This is a genomic window from Tropicimonas sp. IMCC6043 (genome assembly GCF_004146235.1).
Classification (GTDB): domain Bacteria; phylum Pseudomonadota; class Alphaproteobacteria; order Rhodobacterales; family Rhodobacteraceae; genus Tropicimonas.
Genome location: NZ_SELO01000001.1, coordinates 407525 through 427849, shown reverse-complemented (window position 1 = coordinate 427849; position 20325 = coordinate 407525). Strand labels below are relative to the sequence as shown.

Annotated in this window: 21 protein-coding genes; 15 read left to right on the top strand and 6 right to left on the bottom strand. The window is 65.5% G+C overall.

The window, feature by feature from the left end; genetic code table 11:
• Positions 1-14: 14 nt before the first annotated feature.
• Positions 15-548 (bottom strand): NADH-quinone oxidoreductase subunit B family protein, encoded by a 534-nt coding sequence (locus EU800_RS01990; RefSeq protein ID WP_207209830.1) that lies wholly within the window; start codon positions 546-548, stop codon positions 15-17.
• Positions 539-904, bottom strand: coding sequence for an NADH-quinone oxidoreductase subunit A (locus EU800_RS01985; RefSeq protein ID WP_129627982.1), 366 nt, complete (start codon positions 902-904; stop codon positions 539-541). The genes EU800_RS01990 and EU800_RS01985 overlap by 10 nt, the downstream gene beginning before the upstream one ends.
• 447 nt (positions 905-1351) lie before the next feature.
• Here EU800_RS01985 and nuoG point away from each other — a divergent pair, with 447 nt between their 5' ends.
• The 13 genes from nuoG to EU800_RS01920 all read left to right on the top strand — a co-directional run bounded on the left by nuoG (position 1352) and on the right by EU800_RS01920 (position 15254).
• Positions 1352-3370 (top strand): NADH-quinone oxidoreductase subunit NuoG, encoded by a 2019-nt coding sequence (gene nuoG / locus EU800_RS01980; protein WP_129627980.1) that lies wholly within the window; start codon positions 1352-1354, stop codon positions 3368-3370.
• A 5-nt stretch (positions 3371-3375) separates the two neighbouring features.
• Positions 3376-3762 carry a hypothetical protein gene (locus EU800_RS01975; protein WP_129627978.1) on the top strand — a complete coding sequence of 129 codons (387 nt, stop codon included), beginning with the start codon at positions 3376-3378 and terminating at the stop codon, positions 3760-3762.
• Between the two features lie 15 nt (positions 3763-3777).
• Positions 3778-4818 carry an NADH-quinone oxidoreductase subunit NuoH gene (nuoH, locus tag EU800_RS01970; RefSeq protein WP_129627976.1) on the top strand — a complete coding sequence of 347 codons (1041 nt, stop codon included), beginning with the start codon at positions 3778-3780 and terminating at the stop codon, positions 4816-4818.
• Between the two features lie 3 nt (positions 4819-4821).
• Positions 4822-5316, top strand: a complete 495-nt coding sequence (gene nuoI, locus EU800_RS01965) for an NADH-quinone oxidoreductase subunit NuoI (protein WP_129627974.1) — start codon at positions 4822-4824, stop codon at positions 5314-5316.
• Positions 5313-5714, top strand: a complete 402-nt coding sequence (locus tag EU800_RS01960; protein ID WP_129627972.1) for a carboxymuconolactone decarboxylase family protein — start codon at positions 5313-5315, stop codon at positions 5712-5714. Before nuoI ends, EU800_RS01960 begins: the two co-directional genes overlap by 4 nt.
• Before the next feature lie 4 nt (positions 5715-5718).
• Entirely contained in the window at positions 5719-6339 is a 621-nt protein-coding gene (locus EU800_RS01955; RefSeq protein ID WP_129627970.1) for an NADH-quinone oxidoreductase subunit J, read from the top strand.
• Between the two features lie 85 nt (positions 6340-6424).
• Positions 6425-6730, top strand: a complete 306-nt coding sequence (gene nuoK, locus EU800_RS01950) for an NADH-quinone oxidoreductase subunit NuoK (RefSeq protein WP_129627969.1) — start codon at positions 6425-6427, stop codon at positions 6728-6730.
• Between the two features lie 5 nt (positions 6731-6735).
• Complete coding sequence (gene nuoL, locus EU800_RS01945; RefSeq protein ID WP_129627967.1) at positions 6736-8871, top strand: NADH-quinone oxidoreductase subunit L; 2136 nt, start codon at positions 6736-6738, stop codon at positions 8869-8871.
• An 18-nt stretch (positions 8872-8889) separates the two neighbouring features.
• Positions 8890-10440, top strand: coding sequence for an NADH-quinone oxidoreductase subunit M (locus EU800_RS01940; protein ID WP_129627965.1), 1551 nt, complete (start codon positions 8890-8892; stop codon positions 10438-10440).
• A gap of 2 nt (positions 10441-10442) precedes the next feature.
• Positions 10443-11888, top strand: a complete 1446-nt coding sequence (nuoN, locus tag EU800_RS01935) for an NADH-quinone oxidoreductase subunit NuoN (protein WP_129627963.1) — start codon at positions 10443-10445, stop codon at positions 11886-11888.
• Positions 11889-11935: 47 nt separating this feature from the next.
• Positions 11936-12688, top strand: coding sequence for a biotin--[acetyl-CoA-carboxylase] ligase (locus EU800_RS01930; RefSeq protein ID WP_129627961.1), 753 nt, complete (start codon positions 11936-11938; stop codon positions 12686-12688).
• 120 nt (positions 12689-12808) lie between these two features.
• Complete coding sequence (locus EU800_RS01925; RefSeq protein ID WP_129627959.1) at positions 12809-13582, top strand: type III pantothenate kinase; 774 nt, start codon at positions 12809-12811, stop codon at positions 13580-13582.
• A gap of 1 nt (position 13583) precedes the next feature.
• Positions 13584-15254 carry a ribonuclease J gene (locus EU800_RS01920; RefSeq protein WP_129627957.1) on the top strand — a complete coding sequence of 557 codons (1671 nt, stop codon included), beginning with the start codon at positions 13584-13586 and terminating at the stop codon, positions 15252-15254.
• Positions 15255-15308: 54 nt separating this feature from the next.
• On the opposite strand, the gene EU800_RS01915 is transcribed toward EU800_RS01920, so the two are convergent.
• The 4 genes from EU800_RS01915 to EU800_RS01900 form a co-directional block, all read right to left on the bottom strand.
• Positions 15309-15815: a BLUF domain-containing protein gene (locus tag EU800_RS01915; protein ID WP_165354532.1), complete on the bottom strand. Its 507-nt coding sequence runs from the start codon at positions 15813-15815 to the stop codon at positions 15309-15311.
• A 37-nt stretch (positions 15816-15852) separates the two neighbouring features.
• Positions 15853-17268: a DEAD/DEAH box helicase gene (locus EU800_RS01910; RefSeq protein ID WP_129627953.1), complete on the bottom strand. Its 1416-nt coding sequence runs from the start codon at positions 17266-17268 to the stop codon at positions 15853-15855.
• 164 nt (positions 17269-17432) lie between these two features.
• Complete coding sequence (locus EU800_RS01905) at positions 17433-18323, bottom strand: NAD(P)-dependent oxidoreductase (RefSeq protein ID WP_129627951.1); 891 nt, start codon at positions 18321-18323, stop codon at positions 17433-17435.
• A gap of 85 nt (positions 18324-18408) precedes the next feature.
• Positions 18409-19008, bottom strand: a complete 600-nt coding sequence (locus tag EU800_RS01900) for an exopolysaccharide biosynthesis protein (protein ID WP_129627949.1) — start codon at positions 19006-19008, stop codon at positions 18409-18411.
• A gap of 201 nt (positions 19009-19209) precedes the next feature.
• Here EU800_RS01900 and EU800_RS01895 point away from each other — a divergent pair, with 201 nt between their 5' ends.
• Positions 19210-19479 (top strand): hypothetical protein, encoded by a 270-nt coding sequence (locus EU800_RS01895; RefSeq protein WP_129627947.1) that lies wholly within the window; start codon positions 19210-19212, stop codon positions 19477-19479.
• A gap of 30 nt (positions 19480-19509) precedes the next feature.
• Positions 19510-20301: a glycosyltransferase gene (locus EU800_RS01890; protein WP_129627945.1), complete on the top strand. Its 792-nt coding sequence runs from the start codon at positions 19510-19512 to the stop codon at positions 20299-20301.
• The last annotated feature ends 24 nt before the right edge of the window (positions 20302-20325 follow it).

The window sequence follows — 20325 nt, the reverse complement described above, 5'->3', positions numbered from 1 at the left end:
GCCGGGGCACATGATCAGCGGGTGATCGTGCCGACCCGCCGGATCTTGCGTTGTAGCTGCAGCGTGCCATAGAGCAGCGCTTCGGCGGTCGGCGGGCAGCCGGGGATATACACGTCCACGGGGACGATACGGTCGACGCCGCGCACCACCGAGTAGCTGTAGTGATAATATCCGCCGCCATTGGCGCAGGAGCCCATCGAAATCACCCAGCGGGGCTCGGGCATCTGGTCATAGACCTTGCGGAGCGCGGGAGCCATCTTGTTGGTCAGCGTGCCGGCGACGATCATCAGGTCCGACTGGCGCGGCGAGGCGCGCGGCGCGGTGCCGAATCGCTCGAGGTCGTAGCGCGGCATCGAGACGTGGATCATCTCGATGGCGCAGCAGGCCAGCCCGAAGGTCATCCAGTGCAGGCTGCCGGTGCGGCCCCAGTTGATGATGTCCGCGGTGGAGGTGACGAGGAACCCCTTGTCCGAGAGGTCCTTGTTCATAGCTGCGACCGTGGCGTCCTTGTCGGCTCCCGCGGTGTTGGGCCCGGTCATCACTCCCATTCGAGCGCTCCCTTCTTCCATTCATAGGCGAAGCCGACCGTCAGCACGGCGAGAAAGACCATCATCGACCAGAAGGCGGCCATCGACATCTCCCCGAAGACCACCGCCCAGGGGAAGAGGAAGGCCACTTCGAGGTCGAAGATGATGAAGAGGATGGAGACGAGGTAGAAGCGGATATCGAATTTCATCCGCGCGTCGTCCATCGCGTTGAAGCCGCACTCATAGGCGCTGTTCTTTTCGGCATAGGGGTCGCTCGGAGCGACGACCCAGGCCGCCACGACCATGCCGAGGCCCATCACGATGGCAATTGCGAGGAAGATCAGAATGGGAAGGTATTCCCTGAGAAGTCCGTCCACGTCTGGCTCCTTGTCTGCCCTCGCGCAAGCGATGCGCGAAGGGGGTCCCGGGCTACGTCGCGGTTTACGCGCGGGCTCGGGTGGGGTCAACCGGCGGCTTGCCGCGGCGAGGCGGCGATGCGCCGCGCTTTCCCGCCGGCTTCGGAGGATAGCGGAGCCGCGGCGCAGGTCCAGTCACGATGCGGCGCGCTGGCCATGTCCGAAAGCGCTTGGGGGCGTGCCGACATGCCACCGGGGGCCTGGAATGCGGGGCCGAATCGCTCGTCAATCGGGTCCGTATGCGCGCCCGGCGCGGCGGGTCCCGCGCGTCCGCCTGCGCCAAAACGCGGCGAAATCCTCGATTGGACTTCGCCGCAGTTCCCGCTAGAGAAGGGCGTGACAGGGCGCGGAGCGCGACGGCGTGGCCCGTCAGGGGCGATATCCCGCGAAAGAAGCCGGAGGCAGCGCATGAGTGACCTACGCACGATCATCATCGACGGACAGGAGGTCGCGTGCGACCCCGCGATGACCCTGATCCAGGCCTGCGAGCAGGCCGGAATCGAGGTTCCGCGCTTCTGTTACCACGAACGTCTGTCGATCGCCGGCAATTGCCGGATGTGCCTGGTCGAGATCGTCGGCGGCCCGCCCAAGCCCGCCGCCTCCTGCGCCATGCAGGTGAAGGACCTGCGCCCCGGCCGCAACGGCGAACCGCCCGAGGTCAAGACCAACTCGCCGATGGTCAAGAAGGCGCGCGAGGGGGTGATGGAGTTCCTGCTCATCAACCACCCGCTCGACTGCCCAATCTGCGACCAGGGCGGCGAGTGCGACCTTCAGGACCAGGCGATGGCCTATGGCGTCGATTTCTCGCGCTACCGCGAGCCCAAGCGCGCGGCGGAGGATCTGGATCTCGGCCCGCTGGTCGAAACCCACATGACCCGCTGCATTTCCTGCACCCGTTGCGTGCGCTTCACCACCGAAGTGGCCGGAATCACCCAGATGGGTCAGACCGGGCGCGGCGAGGATGCGGAGATCACGTCCTATCTGGGCCAGACGCTCGATTCGAACATGCAGGGCAATATCATCGACCTTTGCCCGGTCGGTGCGCTGGTCTCCAAGCCCTATGCCTTTACCGCCCGCCCGTGGGAGCTGACCAAGACCGAGACGATCGACGTGATGGACGCGCTCGGCTCGAATATCCGGGTCGACACCAAGGGCCGCGAGGTAATGCGGATCCTGCCGCGTAACAATGACGCGGTGAACGAGGAATGGCTCAGCGACAAGTCGCGCTTCGTCTGGGACGGGCTGCGCCGGCAGCGGCTGGACCGGCCCTATATCCGCGAGGAGGGCAAGCTCCGGCCGGCGACATGGCCCGAGGCGCTCTCCGCGGCGGCCGCTGCGATGAAGGGCCGCAAGATCGCCGGCCTTGTGGGCGATCTCGCCCCGGTCGAGGCGACCTTCGCGCTCAAGCAGCTTGTCGAGGGGCAGGGCGGTTCGGTCGAATGCCGCACCGACGGGGCGAAGCTGCCGGCGGGCAACCGGCTCGGCTATGTCGGCAACGCGGCGATCGAGGATATCGACACGGCCGAGATGATTCTTCTGATCGGCACGGACCCGCGGAACGAGGCGCCGGTGCTCAACGCGCGCATCCGCAAGGCCTGGCTTGCCGGCGCCAAGGTTGCGCTGATCGGCCAGCCGGTCGACCTGACATATGAATATAGCCATATCGGCACCGATCGCGCGGCGCTCGAGAAGCTCGCCGGGATGGATCACTCGGACAAGCAAGGCGTGCCGGGCGTGATGATCGTCGGGCAGGGCGCGCTGACCGAGGCCGATGGTGACGCGGTGCTGGCCACCGCGCTGAAGATTGCCGAGGCGGCCGGCTCCAAGCTGATGATTCTGCACACCGCCGCCGCGCGCGTCGGCGCGATGGACGTGGGTGCGGTCACCGAGGGCGGGCTCGCGGGGGCGATCGACGGGGCGGAGGTGATCTACAGCCTCGGCGCCGACGAGGTCGATATCGCCGAGGGACCCTTCGTCATCTACCAGGGCAGCCACGGCGACCGCGGCGCGCATCGCGCCGACGTGATTCTGCCCGCGGCGGCCTGGGTCGAGGAAAGCGGGCTCTTCGTCAATACCGAGGGGCGCGTGCAGATGGCGATGCGGGCGGGCTTCCCGCCGGGCGAGGCCAAGGAAAACTGGGCAATCCTGCGCGCGCTTTCGGCCGAGATGGACGCGGTCCAGCCGTGGAACAGCCTCGGCGAGCTGCGCCGCGCGCTGATTTCGGCGCACCCGCATCTGGGCAAGCTCGACGCGCGGCCCGAACCCTCGGGCACGGTGCCGGAACCGGGGCCGCTCGGCGACGCCGATTTCCGCCTCGCGCTCGGCGACCACTATCTGACCAACCCGATCGCCCGCGCCTCGCAGCTCATGGCGGAGCTCTCGGCCGGGGCTAAGGCGCGCGCCGCGGCGCCGCTGGCCGCGGAGTAGGATGCGTGGGCGCGCGTGCAGGGACGGCGGCATTGCTCGCGGCCCTGGCAGTCTGCGGCGCGGGGTCTCAGGTGGCCGCGCTCGCCGTGGTCTATCGGGACATCGACACGCGCCTTCTCGAGGACGATCTGGTTGGATTCGTGGTCGAGATGGAGGGCGCGCGCGGCATCGGCGACGTCGAGGATTACGCCCGCTGCGCCGCGGCGCAATACACGCCGATCCGCGGTTGCGGCTTCGCGCGACATGTCCGCACAAGAGCGGCACAAGAGGCTGGCGTTTGGCGCGCGGATGCGGTTTACACGGTCTCGCCAGCGCTCCCGGAGGGATCGCAGACGATCGACGCCGAGGTAACGGTGGAAGATTGCGCGGCCCGGGGCATACCGACTGTCTGAGGAAGATGAGGCAAGATGGCTGAATTTCTGCAAACGAACCTTGGGATCGTCCTGCTGGTCGCGGCGCAATGCCTGCTCTTCACGATCATCCTTTTCGTCTCGCTGGCCTTCCTGATGTATGCCGACCGAAAGGTCTGGGCCGCGGTTCAGCAGCGCAAGGGGCCGAACGTCGTCGGTGCCTTCGGCCTGCTCCAGTCCTTCGCGGATTTCATCAAATACATCGCCAAGGAAATCATCGTCCCGGCGGGGGCCGACCGCTTTGTCTATTTCATGGCGCCGATGCTCTCCTTCATCCTGGCGCTGATCGCCTGGGTCGTCATTCCCTTCGCGGATGGCTGGGAGATCGCCTCGCTCAACGTCGCCATCCTCTATGTCTTCGCGATGTCCTCGCTCGAGGTCTACGGCGTGATCATGGGGGGCTGGGCCTCGAACTCGAAATATCCCTTTCTCGGCTCGCTCCGCTCCGCCGCGCAGATGATCTCCTACGAGGTTTCCATCGGCCTCATCATCATCGGCGTCATCATCTCCACCGGCTCGATGAACTTCACCGACATCGTCCGCGCGCAGGACAGCAATTTCGGCTTCTTCGGCTGGTACTGGCTGCCGCACCTGCCGATGGTGTTCCTGTTCTTCATCTCCGCGCTGGCCGAGACCAACCGGCCGCCCTTCGATCTGCCGGAAGCGGAATCGGAACTCGTCGCCGGCTACCAGGTGGAATACTCCTCGACGCCCTTCCTGCTCTACATGATGGGCGAGCTTATCGCGATCGTGCTGATGTGCGCGCTAGTCACGCTGCTGTTCTTCGGCGGCTGGCTGTCGCCGATCCCGGGCCTGCCGGACGGCGTGCTCTGGATGGTCGCCAAGATGAGCGTCTTCTTCTTTATCTTCGCCATGGTGAAGGCGATCGTGCCGCGCTACCGCTACGACCAGCTGATGCGCATTGGCTGGAAAGTGTTCCTGCCGTTCTCGCTGGGCTGGGTCGTCTTCATCGCCTTCATGGCCAAATTCGAGATCCTCGGCGGCTTCTGGGCCCGCTGGGCCCTGCTGGGAGGCTGATCCATGAGTGCCATCGACTGGACCCGCGCGACCAAGTATTTCCTGCTGCTGGACATGCTCAAAGGCTTCCAGCTCGGGTTCAAATACATCTTCTCGCCCAAGGCGACGGTGAACTACCCGCATGAGAAGGGGCCGCTCTCGCCCCGCTTCCGCGGCGAGCATGCTTTGCGCCGCTATCCCAATGGCGAGGAGCGCTGCATCGCCTGCAAGCTCTGCGAGGCGATCTGCCCGGCGCAGGCCATCGTGATCGACGCCGAGCCGCGCGCCGACGGCTCGCGCCGCACGACGCGCTACGACATCGACATGACGAAATGCATCTATTGCGGCTTGTGCCAGGAAGCCTGCCCGGTGGACGCGATCGTCGAGGGCCCGAACTTCGAGTTTACCACCGAGACCCGCGAGGAGCTCTACTACAACAAGGAGAAGCTCCTCGAGAACGGCGACCGCTGGGAGGCCGAGATTGCCCGCAACATCGAGTTGGACGCGCCCTACAGATGAGTGATTTCGCCAAGCTCTTCCAGGGAATGATCCAACAGAGCCAGGAGATGGCGAAAGCCATGAATCCGGCGCTGGAGAAGTTTCAGTTCCCGGATTTCACCTCGGTCTTCCCGACCATGCCGAAGAACGCCATGGAGATGGCCTTCGGCAACACGTTCAACCCCGGCGGGCTGGATGCCAAGACGCGGCTCTTCGTGACGCTGGCCGCGCTGGTCGCGCAGGGAAGCCAGCTCGAACCGCAGATCAAGCTCACCGTCCGCCACGCGCTCGAAGCCGGCGCGACGGCGCAAGAAATCGCCGAGGTGATCGGCCAGATGTCGGTCTTCGGCGGGGTTCCGGCGATGACGAAGGCGATGGAACTGGCGCAGGCCGTCATCGCCGAGACGGAGGAAGGATAGCCACGTGACAGTCGTCGATTTCGTCTTTTTCCTCTTTGCCCTCTGCCTGCTGGTGGGTGGCATTTTCACGGTGGTCTCCCGCAGCCCGGTGCATTCGGTGCTGTGGCTGATCCTCGCCTTCCTCTCCGGCGCCGGCCTCATGGTGCTGCTCGGCGCCGAGTTCGTCGCCATGCTGCTCATCATCGTCTATGTCGGCGCGGTCATGGTGCTCTTCCTCTTCGTCGTCATGATGCTCGACGTGGACTTTGCCGAGCTGCGCGCGGAGATGGCCAAGCAGCTGCCACTGGCGCTGGTGATCGGGCTGGTGCTGATCATGCAGCTCGCCATGGCCTTCGGCTCCTGGGAACTGGGCGGCGGCGTCGCGATCCTCGACGCGCCGGTGGCCACGCCCGCGGGCACCGGGGCGCACAACACCGCCGCGCTCGGCATGCTGATCTACGACAGGTATTTCCTGCTGTTCCAACTCGCCGGGCTCATCCTGCTGGTGGCGATGATCGGCGCCATTGTGCTGACGATGCGCCACCGCCGCGACATCAAGCGCCAGGACATCCTGCAGCAGATGTATCGCGACCCGAAGAAGACGATGGAGCTCGTGGATATCGAGCCGGGGCAGGGGCTGAAGTAACCCGCCCGCCGACGGTCCGGATACCCGGGCCGCGAGACCGGAACGCACCGCCCGCGAGGGCGCAGACAAGATCGAGGGACCGCGCATGGTTCAACTGGAACATTACCTGGCCGTTGCCGCGACGCTGTTCGTTATCGGCATCTTCGGCATCTTCCTGAACCGGAAGAACGTCATCGTCATCCTGATGTCGATCGAACTCGTCCTGCTCGCGGTCAATATCAACCTCGTCGCCTTCTCCGCCTATCTCGGCGATCTCACCGGGCAGGTCTTTACCCTGTTCATCCTGACTGTCGCCGCCGCCGAGGCCGCCATCGGCCTCGCGATCCTGGTCTGCTTCTTCCGCAACCGCGGGACGATCCGGGTCGAAGACGTCTCCAACATGAAGGGCTGAGGCACATGGCAAGCATCATCCTCTTCGCTCCGCTCCTTGGCGCCATCATCTGCGGCCTGTTCTGGCGGGTGATCGGCGAGAAGGCGGCGCAGATCACGGCCACGGCGCTGCTCTTCCTCGCCTTCTTCTTCTCCTGGATCATCTTCCTCACCGGCAGTTTCTCCGACGAGCCGATCCACATCCTGCGCTGGATCGATTCCGGCAGCCTCGTCGCGGACTGGGCGATCCGGCTCGACCGGCTGACCGCGATCATGCTGATCGTGGTCACCACCGTCTCGGCCTTCGTGCATCTCTACAGCTTCGGCTACATGGCGCACGACCACGCCTTCCCCGAGGACGAGCCCTACCGCGCCCGGTTCTTCGCCGAGCTGTCGCTCTTCACCTTCGCCATGCTGATGCTGGTGACCGCGGACAACCTCGTGCAGATGTTCTTCGGCTGGGAGGGCGTCGGCCTCGCGTCCTACCTGCTCATCGGCTTCTACTATAAGAAGGAGAGCGCGGGCGAGGCGGCGATGAAGGCCTTCATCGTCAACCGGGTCGGCGATTTCGGTTTCGCCCTCGGCATCGCGGGCCTCTTCTTCATGGTCGACTCGGTCGCGCTCGACGATGTCTTTGCCGCGGCGCCGACGCTCGCCGAGAGCACGATCAGCTTCCTCTGGACCGACTGGAACGCCGCCAACCTGCTGGCCTTCCTGCTCTTCGTCGGCGCCATGGGCAAATCGGCGCAGTTCCTGCTCCACACCTGGCTTCCGGACGCGATGGAGGGCCCGACACCGGTCTCCGCGCTGATCCACGCCGCCACCATGGTGACCGCGGGCGTGTTCCTCGTCTGCCGGATGTCGCCGCTCTTCGAATATGCGCCGGGTGCCGCGACCTTCGTGGTCTATATCGGCGCCATCACCGCCTTCTTCGCGGCGACGGTGGGCCTGGTTCAGAACGACATCAAGCGCGTCATCGCCTATTCGACCTGTTCGCAACTCGGCTACATGTTCGTCGCCGCCGGCGTCGGCATGTATTCGGCCGCCATGTTCCACCTGCTGACCCACGCCTTCTTCAAGGCCATGCTGTTCCTCGGCGCGGGCTCGGTCATCCACGGGATGCACCATGAGCAGGACATGCGGAATTACGGCGCGCTCAAGGACAAGTTCCCGGTCACCTACTGGATCATGATGGTCGGCACGCTGGCGATCACTGGCGTCGGCATCCCGCTCACCGGTATTGGCTTCGCCGGCTTCCTCAGCAAGGACGCGATCATCGAGAGCGCCTGGGCCGGTGGCACCACCGCGGCAGGCTTCGCCTTCTGGTCGCTGGTCATCGCGGCGCTGATGACCTCCTTCTACTCCTGGCGGCTCATGTTCCTGACCTTCCATGGCGAGGCGCGGGGCGACAAGCATACCCATGAGCATGCGCATGAGAGCCCGATGACCATGCTCGTCCCGCTCTATGCGCTGGCCGCCGGTGCGATCCTCTCCGGCATGGTCTTCTACGGCTCCTTCTTCGGCCATGCCGACAAGGTTGCGAAGTTCTACGGCATTCCGCTCGCCGGCGAGGTCCACGCGGAAGCGTCCGCGGAGGGCGCGGCGGCCGAAGGCGAGCATGCAACCGAAGCGACCGACGCCCACGCGACCGAGGCGGAGGCGGCCACAGACCCCGAGACGGCCGGCGAGCACCGCGCCGCCTTTGGCGGCGCTCCGGGCGAGGGGGCGATCTATTTCGGCCCCGAGAACCACATCCTCGACAACGCGCACGCCGCGCCGGTCTGGGTCAAGGTCTCACCCTTCATCGCCATGCTGCTCGGGCTTGGCCTCGCCTATCAGATGTATATCCGCCGTCCCGACTGGCCGGCGAAACTGGCCGAGAACCAGCGGCCGCTCTACACGTTCCTGCTCAACAAGTGGTATTTCGACGAGATCTACGACGCGATCTTCGTCAAGCCGCTCCGCGCTTTCGCGCGCGTCCTGTGGAAGCGCGGCGACGGGACGGTGATCGATGGCGGCATCAACGGGTTGGCGATGGGGATCATCCCCTGGTTCACCCGCCTCGCGGGCCGCGCCCAGAGCGGTTACATCTTCCACTACGCCTTCGCCATGGTGATAGGCATCGTGATCCTGGTCTCCTGGATGACCATTGCAGGAAACTAGGCGCGGGGAACCGAGACAATGCAGAACCTGATCTCCATCATCATCTTCCTGCCGCTGATCGCAGCGCTGATCCTGGCGCTCTTCCTGCGCGGCGAGGACGCGGCCGCGCAGCGCAACGCCAAGTGGCTCGCCCTGATCGCCACACTGGCGACGCTCTTCATCTCGCTCTTCCTGCTCGCGGGGTTCGATCCCGACGATACCGGCTTCCAGTTCGTCGAGGACCGCGACTGGCTGATGGGGCTGAAATACAAGATGGGCGTGGACGGCATCTCGATCCTCTTCGTGATGCTCACGACCTTCCTGATGCCGCTGACCATTGCCGCCTGCTGGAACGTCACGACCCGGGTGAAGGAATACATGATCGCCTTCCTGGTGCTCGAGACGCTGATGCTCGGCGTCTTCACCGCGCTCGACCTCGTGCTGTTCTACCTCTTCTTCGAGGCCGGACTGATCCCGATGTTCCTGATAATCGGCATCTGGGGTGGCAAGGACCGGATCTACGCGGCGTTCAAGTTCTTCCTCTACACCTTCCTTGGCTCTCTGCTGATGCTGGTGGCGATGATCGCAATGTATGTCGATGCCGGCACCACCGACATTCCCACGCTGATGACCCACAGCTTCGCCTCCGAGACCTTCCCGGTTCTCGGCATCCAGGTCATTGGCGGCATGCAGACGCTCCTGTTCCTCGCCTTCTTCGCCAGTTTCGCGGTGAAGATGCCGATGTGGCCGGTTCACACCTGGTTGCCGGACGCCCACGTCCAGGCGCCGACCGCCGGTTCCGTGATCCTGGCCGCGGTGCTGCTGAAAATGGGCGGCTACGGTTTCCTGCGCTTCTCCCTGCCGATGTTCCCGGTCGGCTCGGAGGTGATGTCGACTTTCGTCTTCTGGCTCTCGGCCATCGCCATCGTCTATGCCTCGCTGGTCGCCATGGCGCAGGACGACATGAAGAAGCTGATCGCCTATTCCTCGGTCGCCCATATGGGCTACGTGACGATGGGCATCTTCACGGTAAACCAGCAGGGGCTTGACGGCGCCATCTTCCAGATGCTGAGCCACGGCTTCGTCTCCGCGGCCCTCTTCCTTGTCGTCGGCGTGGTCTATGACCGGATGCACACGCGCGAGATCGCGGCCTATGGCGGGCTGATGGTCCGGATGCCGGTCTACGCGCTGATCTTCATGCTCTTCACCATGGCCAATGTCGGCCTGCCCGGCACCAGCGGGTTCATCGGCGAGTTCCTGACCCTGATGGCGATCTTCCAGGTCAACACCTGGGTGGCGGTGGTGGCGACCTCGGGCGTGATCTTCTCGGCCTGCTACGGGCTCTGGCTCTACCGCCGGGTCATGCTAGGCCAACTCATCAAGGAGAGCCTGAAGACGATCAAGGACATGGACGGGCGCGAGAAGGCGATCTTCGCGCCGCTGGTGGCGATGACGCTGCTGCTCGGGGTCTACCCGGCGCTCGTCACCGACATCATTGGGCCCTCCGTCGAGGCCCTCATCGGGCAATACGAGGTTGCCCTGAACGACTACGTGCCGGCGATCGAGCTGGCCTCGGCCGGAGATAACTGACGATGAGTTCCCAAGACCTCGCAATCATCCTGCCCGAGATCTTCCTCGCGCTCTACGCCATGGTGGCGCTGCTGGTCGCGACCTGGACCGGCAAGGACAAGGTCGCGGCGCTGCTGTGCTGGATATCGGCGGCCGTTCTGATCGCCACGGCGATCTGGATCATGCTTTCTGGCGGGACGACGCGGGTCGCTTTCGGGGGCATGTTCATCGACGATGCCTTCGGCCGATTTGCCAAGGTGACGCTGCTTCTCGCGGCCGGCCTCGTGCTGATCCTCTCCGAAGGGTTCTTCTCGCGCCGCAACGCGCTGGTTTTCGAATACCCGATCCTGATCGTCCTTTCGACAGTCGGCATGATGGTGATGCTCTCGGCCGGCGACCTGATCGCGCTCTACATGGGGCTCGAGCTGCAGTCGCTCTCGCTCTATGTCATCGCCTCGATCCGCCGCGACAGCCTGCGCTCCACTGAAGCCGGCTTGAAATACTTCGTGCTCGGCGCGCTCTCCTCTGGCCTGCTGCTCTACGGCTCCTCGCTGGCCTATGGCTATGCCGGCTCCACCGTCTTCAAGGACATCTTCGCCTCCGCCACCGACGGACATGTCGGCTTCGGCCTGCTGCTCGGCCTGACCTTCATCATCTCGGGCCTCGCCTTCAAGGTCTCCGCCGTGCCCTTCCACATGTGGACGCCCGATGTCTACGAAGGCTCGCCCACGCCGGTCACCGCCTTCTTCGCCTCCGCGCCCAAGATGGCCGCGATGGCGATGTTCGCCCGCGCCATGCATGACGCCTTCGGCGAGGCCGTGGCCGACTGGCAGCAGATCGTGGCGCTGATGGCGGTGCTCTCGGTCTTCCTCGGCGCCATCGCCGGGATCGGCCAACGCGACATCAAGCGGCTGATGGCCTATTCCTCGATTTCTCACATGGGGTTCGCGCTGATCGGGCTGGCATCGGGGACCGAACAGGGCGTCCAGGCGATGCTTATCTACATGGCGATCTACGTCACCATGAATATCGGCACCTTCGCCTTCATTCTCTCGATGGAGCGCGACGGCCAGCATATCACCCGGATCGACAGCCTCTCGATGCTTTCGAAGACCGAGCCGATGAAGGCGCTTGCCATGCTGGTGCTGCTGTTCTCGCTCGCCGGCGTGCCGCCGCTTGTCGGTTTCTTCGGCAAGTTCGCGGTGCTGATGGCCGCGCTCGATGCGGGCCTCGTCTGGCTTGCCGTGGCCGGCGCCATCGCCTCGGTGATCTCCGCCTTCTACTATCTCCGGATCGTCTACTACATGTATTTCGGCTCGGAGGAGGTGGAGCGGATCGACGGCACGATGTCGCCGATCCAGTGGGGCGTGCTCATGGTCTGCGCCGCGGCGATGGTGTTCGGCGTGGTCAACCTCTTCGGCGTCGACAGCCTCGCCGCCAACGCCGCCGCTTCGCTCGTTGTCAACTGAGCACCGCTCGCCGGCATATCGACCCTTGACGCGCGGAGAGTGCCGCCATGCCCTCTGACTGGCCGCAGGGCTACGCCCGCGTCGTCCTCGACGAGACCGACAGTACGATGCTGGAGGCGCAGCGCCGCGTTCCGACGCTCGCAGGGCCGACCTGGATCCTCGCCCTCGACCAGAGCGCGGCGCGCGGCCGCCGCGGCCGCGCCTGGCGCAACCCGAAGGGCAATTTCGCTGCCACGCTCGTGCTGCGTCCCGCCCTGGGGGCCAATCTCGCCGCGCTGCGCAGCTTCACAGCCGCGCTGGCGCTCTTCGACGCCTTCGTCGCGGTGACCGGCCGGCCGGAGCCCTTTGCGCTAAAATGGCCCAATGACGTCTTGCTGAACGGCGGCAAAGTGGCGGGCATCCTGCTGGAATCGGCCGGGCAGGGCGGAGACCTCTCCTATCTCTCCGTCGGCATTGGCGTGAACCTTGCCGCCGCGCCGCCTGCGGCCGAAGTCGAACTCGGCGCGGTCCGCCCGGTTTCGCTCCTCTCCGAGACAGGTGCGTCGGTCGATCCGGAGACGTTCCTTGACGTGCTCGCCTCGGCCTATGCCGATCACGAACGTCGGCTTTCCGAAGAGGGTTTCGGCCCGATCCGCGACGCATGGCTCGCCCGTGCCGCCCGCCTCGGAGAGACCGTCACCGCGCGCACCGCGACCGAGTCCATCGCCGGCCGCTTTGAGACCATCGACGCCACCGGCAACATCGTCCTCGGCACGCCGGGCGGCCGGCGCGTCCTTCCCGCCGCCGACATCTTTTTCTGACCTCAGCCGGGACGGAATGCCATCTTTCCAACTTCTTCTGTCGACAAATTTTCCCGCCGAGGGCATTGAAGCCGGAAGGCATCACCATCGGCCCAGACCCAAGACGAAGGCAGCCCGCTCATGCTCCTCTGCATCGACACCGGAAACACCAACACGGTCTTTTCCGTCTGGGACGGCACGAAGTTCCTCACCACCCTCAGGACCGCCACGGAGCATCAGCGCACGGCCGATCAGTATTTCGTCTGGTTCTCGACCCTCATGAAGCATTTCGGCCTTCCGGTGGATATCGACGAGGTCATCATCTCCTCCACCGTGCCGCGCGTGGTCTTCAACCTCCGCGTCTTCGCCGACCGCTATTTCAACTGCCGCCCGCTCGTCGTCGGCAAGCCGGACTGCCTGCTGCCGAACCCGCCCCGCGTCGACCGCTCCGCGCAGGTCGGCCCGGACCGGCTGGTCAACACCGCCGGCGCCTTCGACCGCCACGGCGGCGACCTCATCGTCGTCGATTTCGGCACCGCCACGACGTTCGACGTGGTCTCCAAGGACGGTGCCTATATCGGCGGCGTCATCGCGCCGGGGGTCAATCTCAGCCTCGAGGCGCTGCACCTCGCCGCCGCGGCGCTGCCCCATGTCGACATCACCAAGCCGCAACAGGTGATCGGGACCAACACCGTGGCCTGCATGCAGTCGGGCGTGTTCTGGGGCTATGTCGGGCTCGTGCGCGGGATATGCGACCGGATCCTCGCGGAACGTGAACGCGACATGACGATCATCGGCACGGGCGGTCTTGCGCCGCTCTTCAGCCAGGGCGATGTCCTGTTCGACATCATCGAAGACGACCTGACGATGCACGGCCTCACGGTCATCCATCGCTATAACAAGGAAAACCAGTGACATGAGCGGTGCCGAACGGCTGATCTATCTCCCCCTTGGCGGGGCCGGCGAAGTGGGGATGAATGCCTATGTCTATGGCTGGGGCGCGCCCGGGAAGGAGCGGCTGATCCTCGTCGATTGCGGCGTGACCTTCCCCGACATGGACACCACGCCGGGGATCGACCTGATCTTTCCCGACATGTCCTGGCTGATCGAGCGGGCCGAGCGGCTCGAGGCGATCGTCATCACTCATGGCCACGAAGACCATATCGGCGGCGTCGCGCATTTCTGGCCCGAGCTGCGCGTGCCGGTCTATTGCCGCCGCTTCACCGCCCATCTGGCGCAACGCAAGATGGAGGAGCGCGGCGCCGATGCCGAGCAGATCCATGTTGTGGAGCCCTATCCCGAGACACTCGAGACCGGCCCGTTCCAGCTCTCCTTCCTGCCGGTCTCGCACTCGATCCCGGAGAGCTCCGCGCTGGTGATCGACACGCCCGCCGGCCGCGTCGTCCATACGGGCGATTTCAAGCTCGACGGCGCGCCGGTGGTCGGCGAGCCCTTCGATGCGGAGCTTTGGCACGACATCGCCGCGGGCGGCATCAAGGCGCTCGTCTGCGACTCGACCAATGTCCATGTCGCGACGCCCGGCCGGTCCGAATCCACGCTGGTCAACAACATCCGCGATCTCGTGTTGCAGAGTTCCGGCATGTTCGTCGCCACCACCTTTGCGTCCAACGTCGCGCGCGTGAAGACGCTGGCGGAGGCGGGGCGCGAGGCGGGGCGCTCGGTCTGCCTGATGGGACGGGCGATGCTGCGCATGGTGCAGGCGGCGGTCGAGACCGGCGTGCTCACCGATTTCCCGCCGGTGATCGGCCACGAGGAAGCCGAGGACGTTCCGCGGGAGAACCTGATGCTGATCGTCACCGGCTCGCAGGGCGAGCGGCGGGCGGCCACCGCGCAGCTCTCGCGCGGGAAGTATCTCGGGCTCTCGCTCGCCGAGAGCGATACCTTCCTGTTCTCTTCCAAGACCATCCCCGGCAACGAGCGCGGCGTGCTCCGAAACGTCAACGCCTTTTCGGAGATGGGGGTCAACGTGGTCGATGACAGTTCCACGCTCTACCATGTTTCGGGCCATGCCAACCGCCCCGACCTGGAGGCGATGCACGAGCTGATGCGGCCGCAGATGGTGGTGCCGATGCATGGCGAACACCGGATGCTGCGCCGCCATGCCGAGCTCGCGGCAAGCAAGGGGATTGCCACGATCGTTGCCACCAACGGCACCATGCTCGACCTGACGGGCGACGCCCCGGTGGTCTGCGAGCATGTCGAGACCGGCCGGGTGTATCTCGACGGCACGCGGATAATCGGAGCGCTCGACGGGGTGGTGCGCAACCGTATCCGCATGGCGCTAAACGGCCATGTCATGCTCAACATCATCTTCGACGAGGATGACGAGCTTCTCGGCGACCCTTGGGCCGAGGTGATGGGGCTCGCGGAGACTGGCCGCTCCGGCGCGCCGTTGGTCGACCTGATCGAATCGGAGACCGGGCAGTTCCTTGCCCGCGCCGACGACAAGCTGCTGGTCGATGACGACAAGCTCGACGCGGCGCTGCGCCGCGCTGTCCGGCAGGTGGCGGTGGAGGAAATCGGCAAGAAGCCGGAAGTGACCGTTGTGATCTCCCGGCTCGGCTGACGGCGTCGGCCGCGACCGGAGGGGCGACGCGAGACGCGTTCCAGTGTCGCCGGGTCAGACGGCGCTCACCGACCGGTTCGGTTGCAGGGTGCCGATGAACTCGACGATATCGGCGATCTCGGCACGTTCCAGCATCTGCTCGGGCGTGATCCCGTCAGGCGCGCCGCCCATCCAGCGCAGGAAACTCGCCTCGGGCGCCTCGGAAAAGCCCATCCACTCCGTCAGCAGGCGTTCCTTCGGCGGTCCGCGATGAAGGACGCGCATGTTCCGGTGGCGCCAGTCGCACCTTATGCTGAGCAGCAGGGTCTCGATTGCGCCCGGCGGCCCCTCGAAATAGTGCAGGAAGATCCCGTCCTCGTGGTGCAGGTGGCTGGTCACGCCGAGGCGACGATTCCGGCGGCGCGAGGCGAGATAGATGCGGGCCATCTCCACCGAGGACGTCGGTACCAACGCCTCGCTGATAAAGATGAGACTTCCCATGCGCAGGACCCGTTCGGCATCGGCCGGAAGGATGCTGTGAAACCGGACCGGATTCCAGTTCTTCTGCCGTGGGTCGGTCAAGGCGGCGGGATACCGCCGGCGCCTTCTGACGGAGACCTCAGGAGAAGGAGCGGAGGATGAAATCCGGCACGTGATCGCCCATGCCGACCACGTCCTTGCCGTTGTTGCTCCGCTCGCTCCGGTCATTCCGGTCGCCACGACGGCCGCGGCCGCGGCGTGTGCGACCGCTGTCCTCCTGCGGCTCGTCCCGGGGCTCGTCCTTCGACGTCCGCTCCGGCTCCTGCGCCGGCGATGCCTCGGCCGCAAGACGCTCTTCGCCGCTGTCGCCCTCGGCGCGCCGCGGCCGGCGCTCACGCGTAGCGATCTCCGGCACTTCGAGCCGCGGGATTTCCTTTTTCACGAGGTTTTCAACCGCGGCGAGCAGCTTGTCGTCCGTCGGCGTGGCGGCGATGGTGATCGCCGTGCCCATGCGTCCGGCCCGGCCGGTGCGGCCGATGCGGTGGATATAGTCCTCCGAATGGTTCGGTACGTCGAAGTTGAAGACATGCGAGACATTAGGGATGTCGAGCCCGCGCGCGGCGACGTCGGAGGCCACGAGCAACGTGATCGAGCCGTCCCGGAAACCGTCGAGCGTGCGCGTCCGGTGCGCCTGGTCGAGGTCGCCATGGATCGGTTCGGCGTTGAGCCCGTATTTCTTGAGCGACTTTGCGACGATATCGACATCGACCTTGCGGTTGCAGAAGATGATCGCGTTGCGGAACGCCTCGCCCTCGCGCTCGATCAGCGTGCGCAGCAGCGCGCGCTTTTCGCTGGCGGCGCGATCGCGGCGGGAGGGGCGAAACTGCACCAGCCCCTGGTTGATCGTCTCCGAGGCCGTCGACTGGCGGGCAACCTCGATCTTGACCGGCGCATGCAGGAAGGTGTTGGTGATCCGCTCGATCTCCGGCGGCATCGTGGCCGAGAAGAACAGCGTCTGGCGGGTGAAGGGCGTGAGCTGGAAGATGCGTTCGATATCGGGGATGAAGCCCATGTCGAGCATCCGGTCGGCCTCGTCGACCACCATGATCTGCACGCCGGTCAGCAGAAGCTTGCCGCGTTCGAAATGGTCGAGCAGGCGGCCGGGCGTGGCGATCAGCACGTCGACGCCCTTGTCGATAAGCTTGTCCTGCTCACCGAAGGAGACGCCGCCGATCAGCAGCGCTTTGGTGAGCTTGGTGTATTTCGCATAGGCCTCGAAATTCTCGGCCACCTGCGCGGCGAGTTCGCGGGTCGGCGCCAGCACGAGGCTGCGCGGCATCCGTGCCCGCGCCCGGCCGCGGCCGAGCATTGTGATCATCGGCAGCACGAAGGAGGCCGTCTTGCCGGTGCCGGTCTGGGCGATGCCGAGGACATCCTTGCCCTCGAGGGCTGGCGGGATCGCATCCGCCTGAATCGGCGTCGGCGTCTCGTAGCCGGTGTCTTCGATTGCTTTGAGGACCTTTGGGTCCAGGCTGAGTTCAGAGAACTTGGTCATATACGTCCATCTTTTGCGGCCTCTACGGGCCGCTTGTGGGGTGGGACGTAACACTCAGACGCCCCGGCGTGTCGCCGCGCGCGCATCGCGGGCAGGGGCCGTTTACCCCAAGGGCGGGCGCGGGTCAACGCGGCCCGCCCCATGAACGCGCTCCGAAGGCCGTTTCAGTCGGCCTTTTGGTAGGAATCAGCCATGAAGTCGACCATCTCTGGCACCATGCGGCCACCACATCCGGCGTCCTGGGCGGCCTTGAGCGCCGCCGCGGCGCAGCCTGCCATTCGGGAGGGCGCGCCGAGATCCTCGGCCATCCGGCTGTAGTAGCCGACATCCTTGGCGGCATTGTCCATCGAGAAGGCCAGCGCGATCTCACCGTCGACCGCAAAGGATCGGACGAAATCCATCATGCCGGAATGCAGCGGGCCGGCCGACATCACGCCATAAAGCGTCTCGCGGTCGATCCCGGCGCGATCGGCCATGACGAACGCCTCCGACATCGCACAGGCCGTGGTCATGGCGAAGAAGTTGTTGATCAGCTTGACCGTGTGGCCGGCGCCGAGGTCTCCGAGATGGAAGACATTCTCGCCAAGCACGTCGAGCTCCGGCTTGACCTTCTCGAAGGCGGCCTTGTCGCCGGCGCACATGATGTTGAGCAGCCCGTCCTTGGCATGGGCCGGCGTGCGGCCGAGTGGCGCGTCGAGATATGCGACCCCCTTCTCGGCGAGGTCGGCGCCGATCTTGCGGGTCGAGTCTGGCACGGAGGTGCCGAAGTCGATCACGACAGTGCCGGGGCGGACGCCCGCGAGCACGCCCTGATCGCCGTAGATGCGCGATTCAACGCTGGCCGAGGTGTCCATGCAGAGCATGACGATATCGCTCGCCTGGGCGAGTTCGGCGGCGGTCTTGGCCTCGGTGGCGCCCCGGGCAATTGCGGCGTCGATTGCCGTGCGCGAGCGGTTGGCGATGACCACGAGCGGGTAGCCGTTTGCCTGAAGGCACTCGACCATCGCCGACCCCATGAGGCCGAGCCCGATGAATCCGATGGTGGGTTTGCTCATTTTCTTCCCCCTGATGACAACTGGTATACCTTGCAACTGCTATGCCAGTTTGGCGGGATCTTCCAGTGAAAGCGGCCCGAAAGGCTCAGAGAATACCGGCGAGATACGCGGCCAGCGCGGCGGCGGGCACGAAAATCGCGTAGCCGGCGACCACGAAGAGGCCGTCGCCGGCGGTCAGGCCGAGGCCGAAGGCAAGCAGGTGGAGCGCGAGCACGAATGGCAAACCGGGGATGGCGCCGATGACGATCATCACGCCGGAGGTGACGATCAGGATTGCGGCGATGCTCCAGAGCGAGATCCGCCAGGTGATCAGGAATTGCAGCCGGGCGCGGATATGCCGCTCGAGCCGGCGCACAGTGGGCTCGGCGCGGTGGATGCCGCGGAGGAGCGCAGGGCCGGGCAGGGTGATGCCGTAGAGTCTCGGCGGCAGCCAGAGCCCGCGCCGGCCGCGCAGCATCTCCACGCCGGTGAGCATAAGGATCACCCCCATGAAGGCCGGCACGCCGGGGATCATGCCCGTTGGCAGCAGGGTCATCGCCGCGGCCAGCAGGATCACCGGCCCGTAGCCGCGTGCCCCGAGCGCGTCGATCAGCTCGCCGAGAAAGACCCGTTCGCGCGTGCCGATTGTCTCGGTCAGCGCGCGGAGCATCTCGGTCAGCGGCGGGTCGTCTTGGGAGGTGGGCATGAGTCTTTGATGCGCGGATGTCTCTCGGAAACGCTAGCGCGCCGACAGGCACAGGGGGAGGGTCAGACCGACGCAGCGGCGGCTTTGGAGGCGTTTCCTTCGACAGGGGTCGGGGCTGGACGGGAAGATGCTGCCATGCTTTGGAAAAGAGATCCATAAGGTCCGCTCCGGACAGCCCGGTTTCAAGGCAGAGGTCATAGTATGGAAGCAATTCGGAACGCGGCGCGGTTCCTGGCGCACCGGGCCAGGGAGGCCGCGCTCTACCCGCAGCTCCTGCGCCGCAGATCCGGGCGCACGCTGCTGCTGTTTCCGTGCATGGGCCGCGAGATGTCGAGCTTGCTGCGGGTCTATGAGATCGCCGATGGGTTGGCGGCGCGAGGCTGGACCGCTGTTGTGGTGCCGAAACAGCTCGACATGGCTCAGCGACAGCGTCTGCTGCGGTTGTTCCGACCTGATATCTGCCTGTTGTAGAAGTCCCGCCACGCGCTGAATTCGCACGAGTTGCTGCGCGGGCATCGCTATGTCTATGACCTCGACGATGCAGATTTTCACGATCCGAAATTGACCGTGCGGATGGAGCGCGATGTCGCCGAGTTCGTCGGGGTGATCGCCGGGAGCCGATATATCGCGCGCTGGTGCCGGCAGTTCCAGCCGAACACGCGGATCGTCTGGACCTGCGCGCGCCCCATCGAAGTGGCGCGCCCGGACCATCGCGACCGCGCCCCGACCATCGTCTGGGCGCAGTCGCAACCCGAGGGGTATCCGGCGGAGTTCGAATTCGTGACCGGGGTCATGGAGGCGCTGGCGCGCCGGCGGAAGGGCGTTCGTCTGCGCCTTTACGGCGACGGGGCCCCGGGCGAGAGCGACCATGTCGCGCGGCTCGAGGCGGCCGGCGTGACGGTCGAATGGATGCCCTTCATGGAGTATGGCGCTTTCGTCCGCTCGCTTTGCGACATGTCGGTGGGGCTTGCACCGCTGCGGCCGCAGGCCGCCTTCTCGCGCGGAAAATCCTTCGGAAAGATCCTCGCCTATCTCGATGCCGGGGTGCCGGTGATTGCGTCCGACGAGGTCGACAACGCGTTGCTCTTCGAATCGGGCTCAGGCGTTGTCAGCAACGATCCCGAAGTCTGGGTGGCGGAGATCGACCGGTTGCTCGACGCACCCGAGATCCGAAACGAGATGTCCCGGAAAGCGGACAGGATCTATCGCCAGCGCCTGTCGGTCGATGTTGCCGTCGATCTCGTCGAGGCGTTCCTGCTGGACTGCCTGGACCGGGAATCGCCGTCCGGATAATCGCCGCGCACCGCCACCGGGCGG

Bases quoted from the DNA above. Each gene is read 5' to 3' on its own strand.
- nuoL (WP_129627967.1), top strand. From the start codon at position 6,736: ATGGCAAGCATCATCCTCTTCGCTCCGCTCCTTGGCGCCATCATCTGC.
- EU800_RS01940 (WP_129627965.1), top strand. From the start codon at position 8,890: ATGCAGAACCTGATCTCCATCATCATCTTCCTGCCGCTGATCGCAGCG.
- nuoI (WP_129627974.1), top strand. From the start codon at position 4,822: ATGAGTGCCATCGACTGGACCCGCGCGACCAAGTATTTCCTGCTGCTG.
- nuoK (WP_129627969.1), top strand. From the start codon at position 6,425: ATGGTTCAACTGGAACATTACCTGGCCGTTGCCGCGACGCTGTTCGTT.
- EU800_RS01925 (WP_129627959.1), top strand. From the start codon at position 12,809: ATGCTCCTCTGCATCGACACCGGAAACACCAACACGGTCTTTTCCGTC.
- nuoG (WP_129627980.1), top strand. From the start codon at position 1,352: ATGAGTGACCTACGCACGATCATCATCGACGGACAGGAGGTCGCGTGC.
- EU800_RS01930 (WP_129627961.1), top strand. From the start codon at position 11,936: ATGCCCTCTGACTGGCCGCAGGGCTACGCCCGCGTCGTCCTCGACGAG.
- EU800_RS01905 (WP_129627951.1), bottom strand. From the start codon at position 18,323: ATGAGCAAACCCACCATCGGATTCATCGGGCTCGGCCTCATGGGGTCG.
- EU800_RS01920 (WP_129627957.1), top strand. From the start codon at position 13,584: ATGAGCGGTGCCGAACGGCTGATCTATCTCCCCCTTGGCGGGGCCGGC.
- EU800_RS01960 (WP_129627972.1), top strand. From the start codon at position 5,313: ATGAGTGATTTCGCCAAGCTCTTCCAGGGAATGATCCAACAGAGCCAG.
- nuoN (WP_129627963.1), top strand. From the start codon at position 10,443: ATGAGTTCCCAAGACCTCGCAATCATCCTGCCCGAGATCTTCCTCGCG.
- EU800_RS01900 (WP_129627949.1), bottom strand. From the start codon at position 19,008: ATGCCCACCTCCCAAGACGACCCGCCGCTGACCGAGATGCTCCGCGCG.
- EU800_RS01990 (WP_207209830.1), bottom strand. From the start codon at position 548: ATGGGAGTGATGACCGGGCCCAACACCGCGGGAGCCGACAAGGACGCC.
- EU800_RS01910 (WP_129627953.1), bottom strand. From the start codon at position 17,268: ATGACCAAGTTCTCTGAACTCAGCCTGGACCCAAAGGTCCTCAAAGCA.
- EU800_RS01895 (WP_129627947.1), top strand. From the start codon at position 19,210: ATGGAAGCAATTCGGAACGCGGCGCGGTTCCTGGCGCACCGGGCCAGG.
- nuoH (WP_129627976.1), top strand. From the start codon at position 3,778: ATGGCTGAATTTCTGCAAACGAACCTTGGGATCGTCCTGCTGGTCGCG.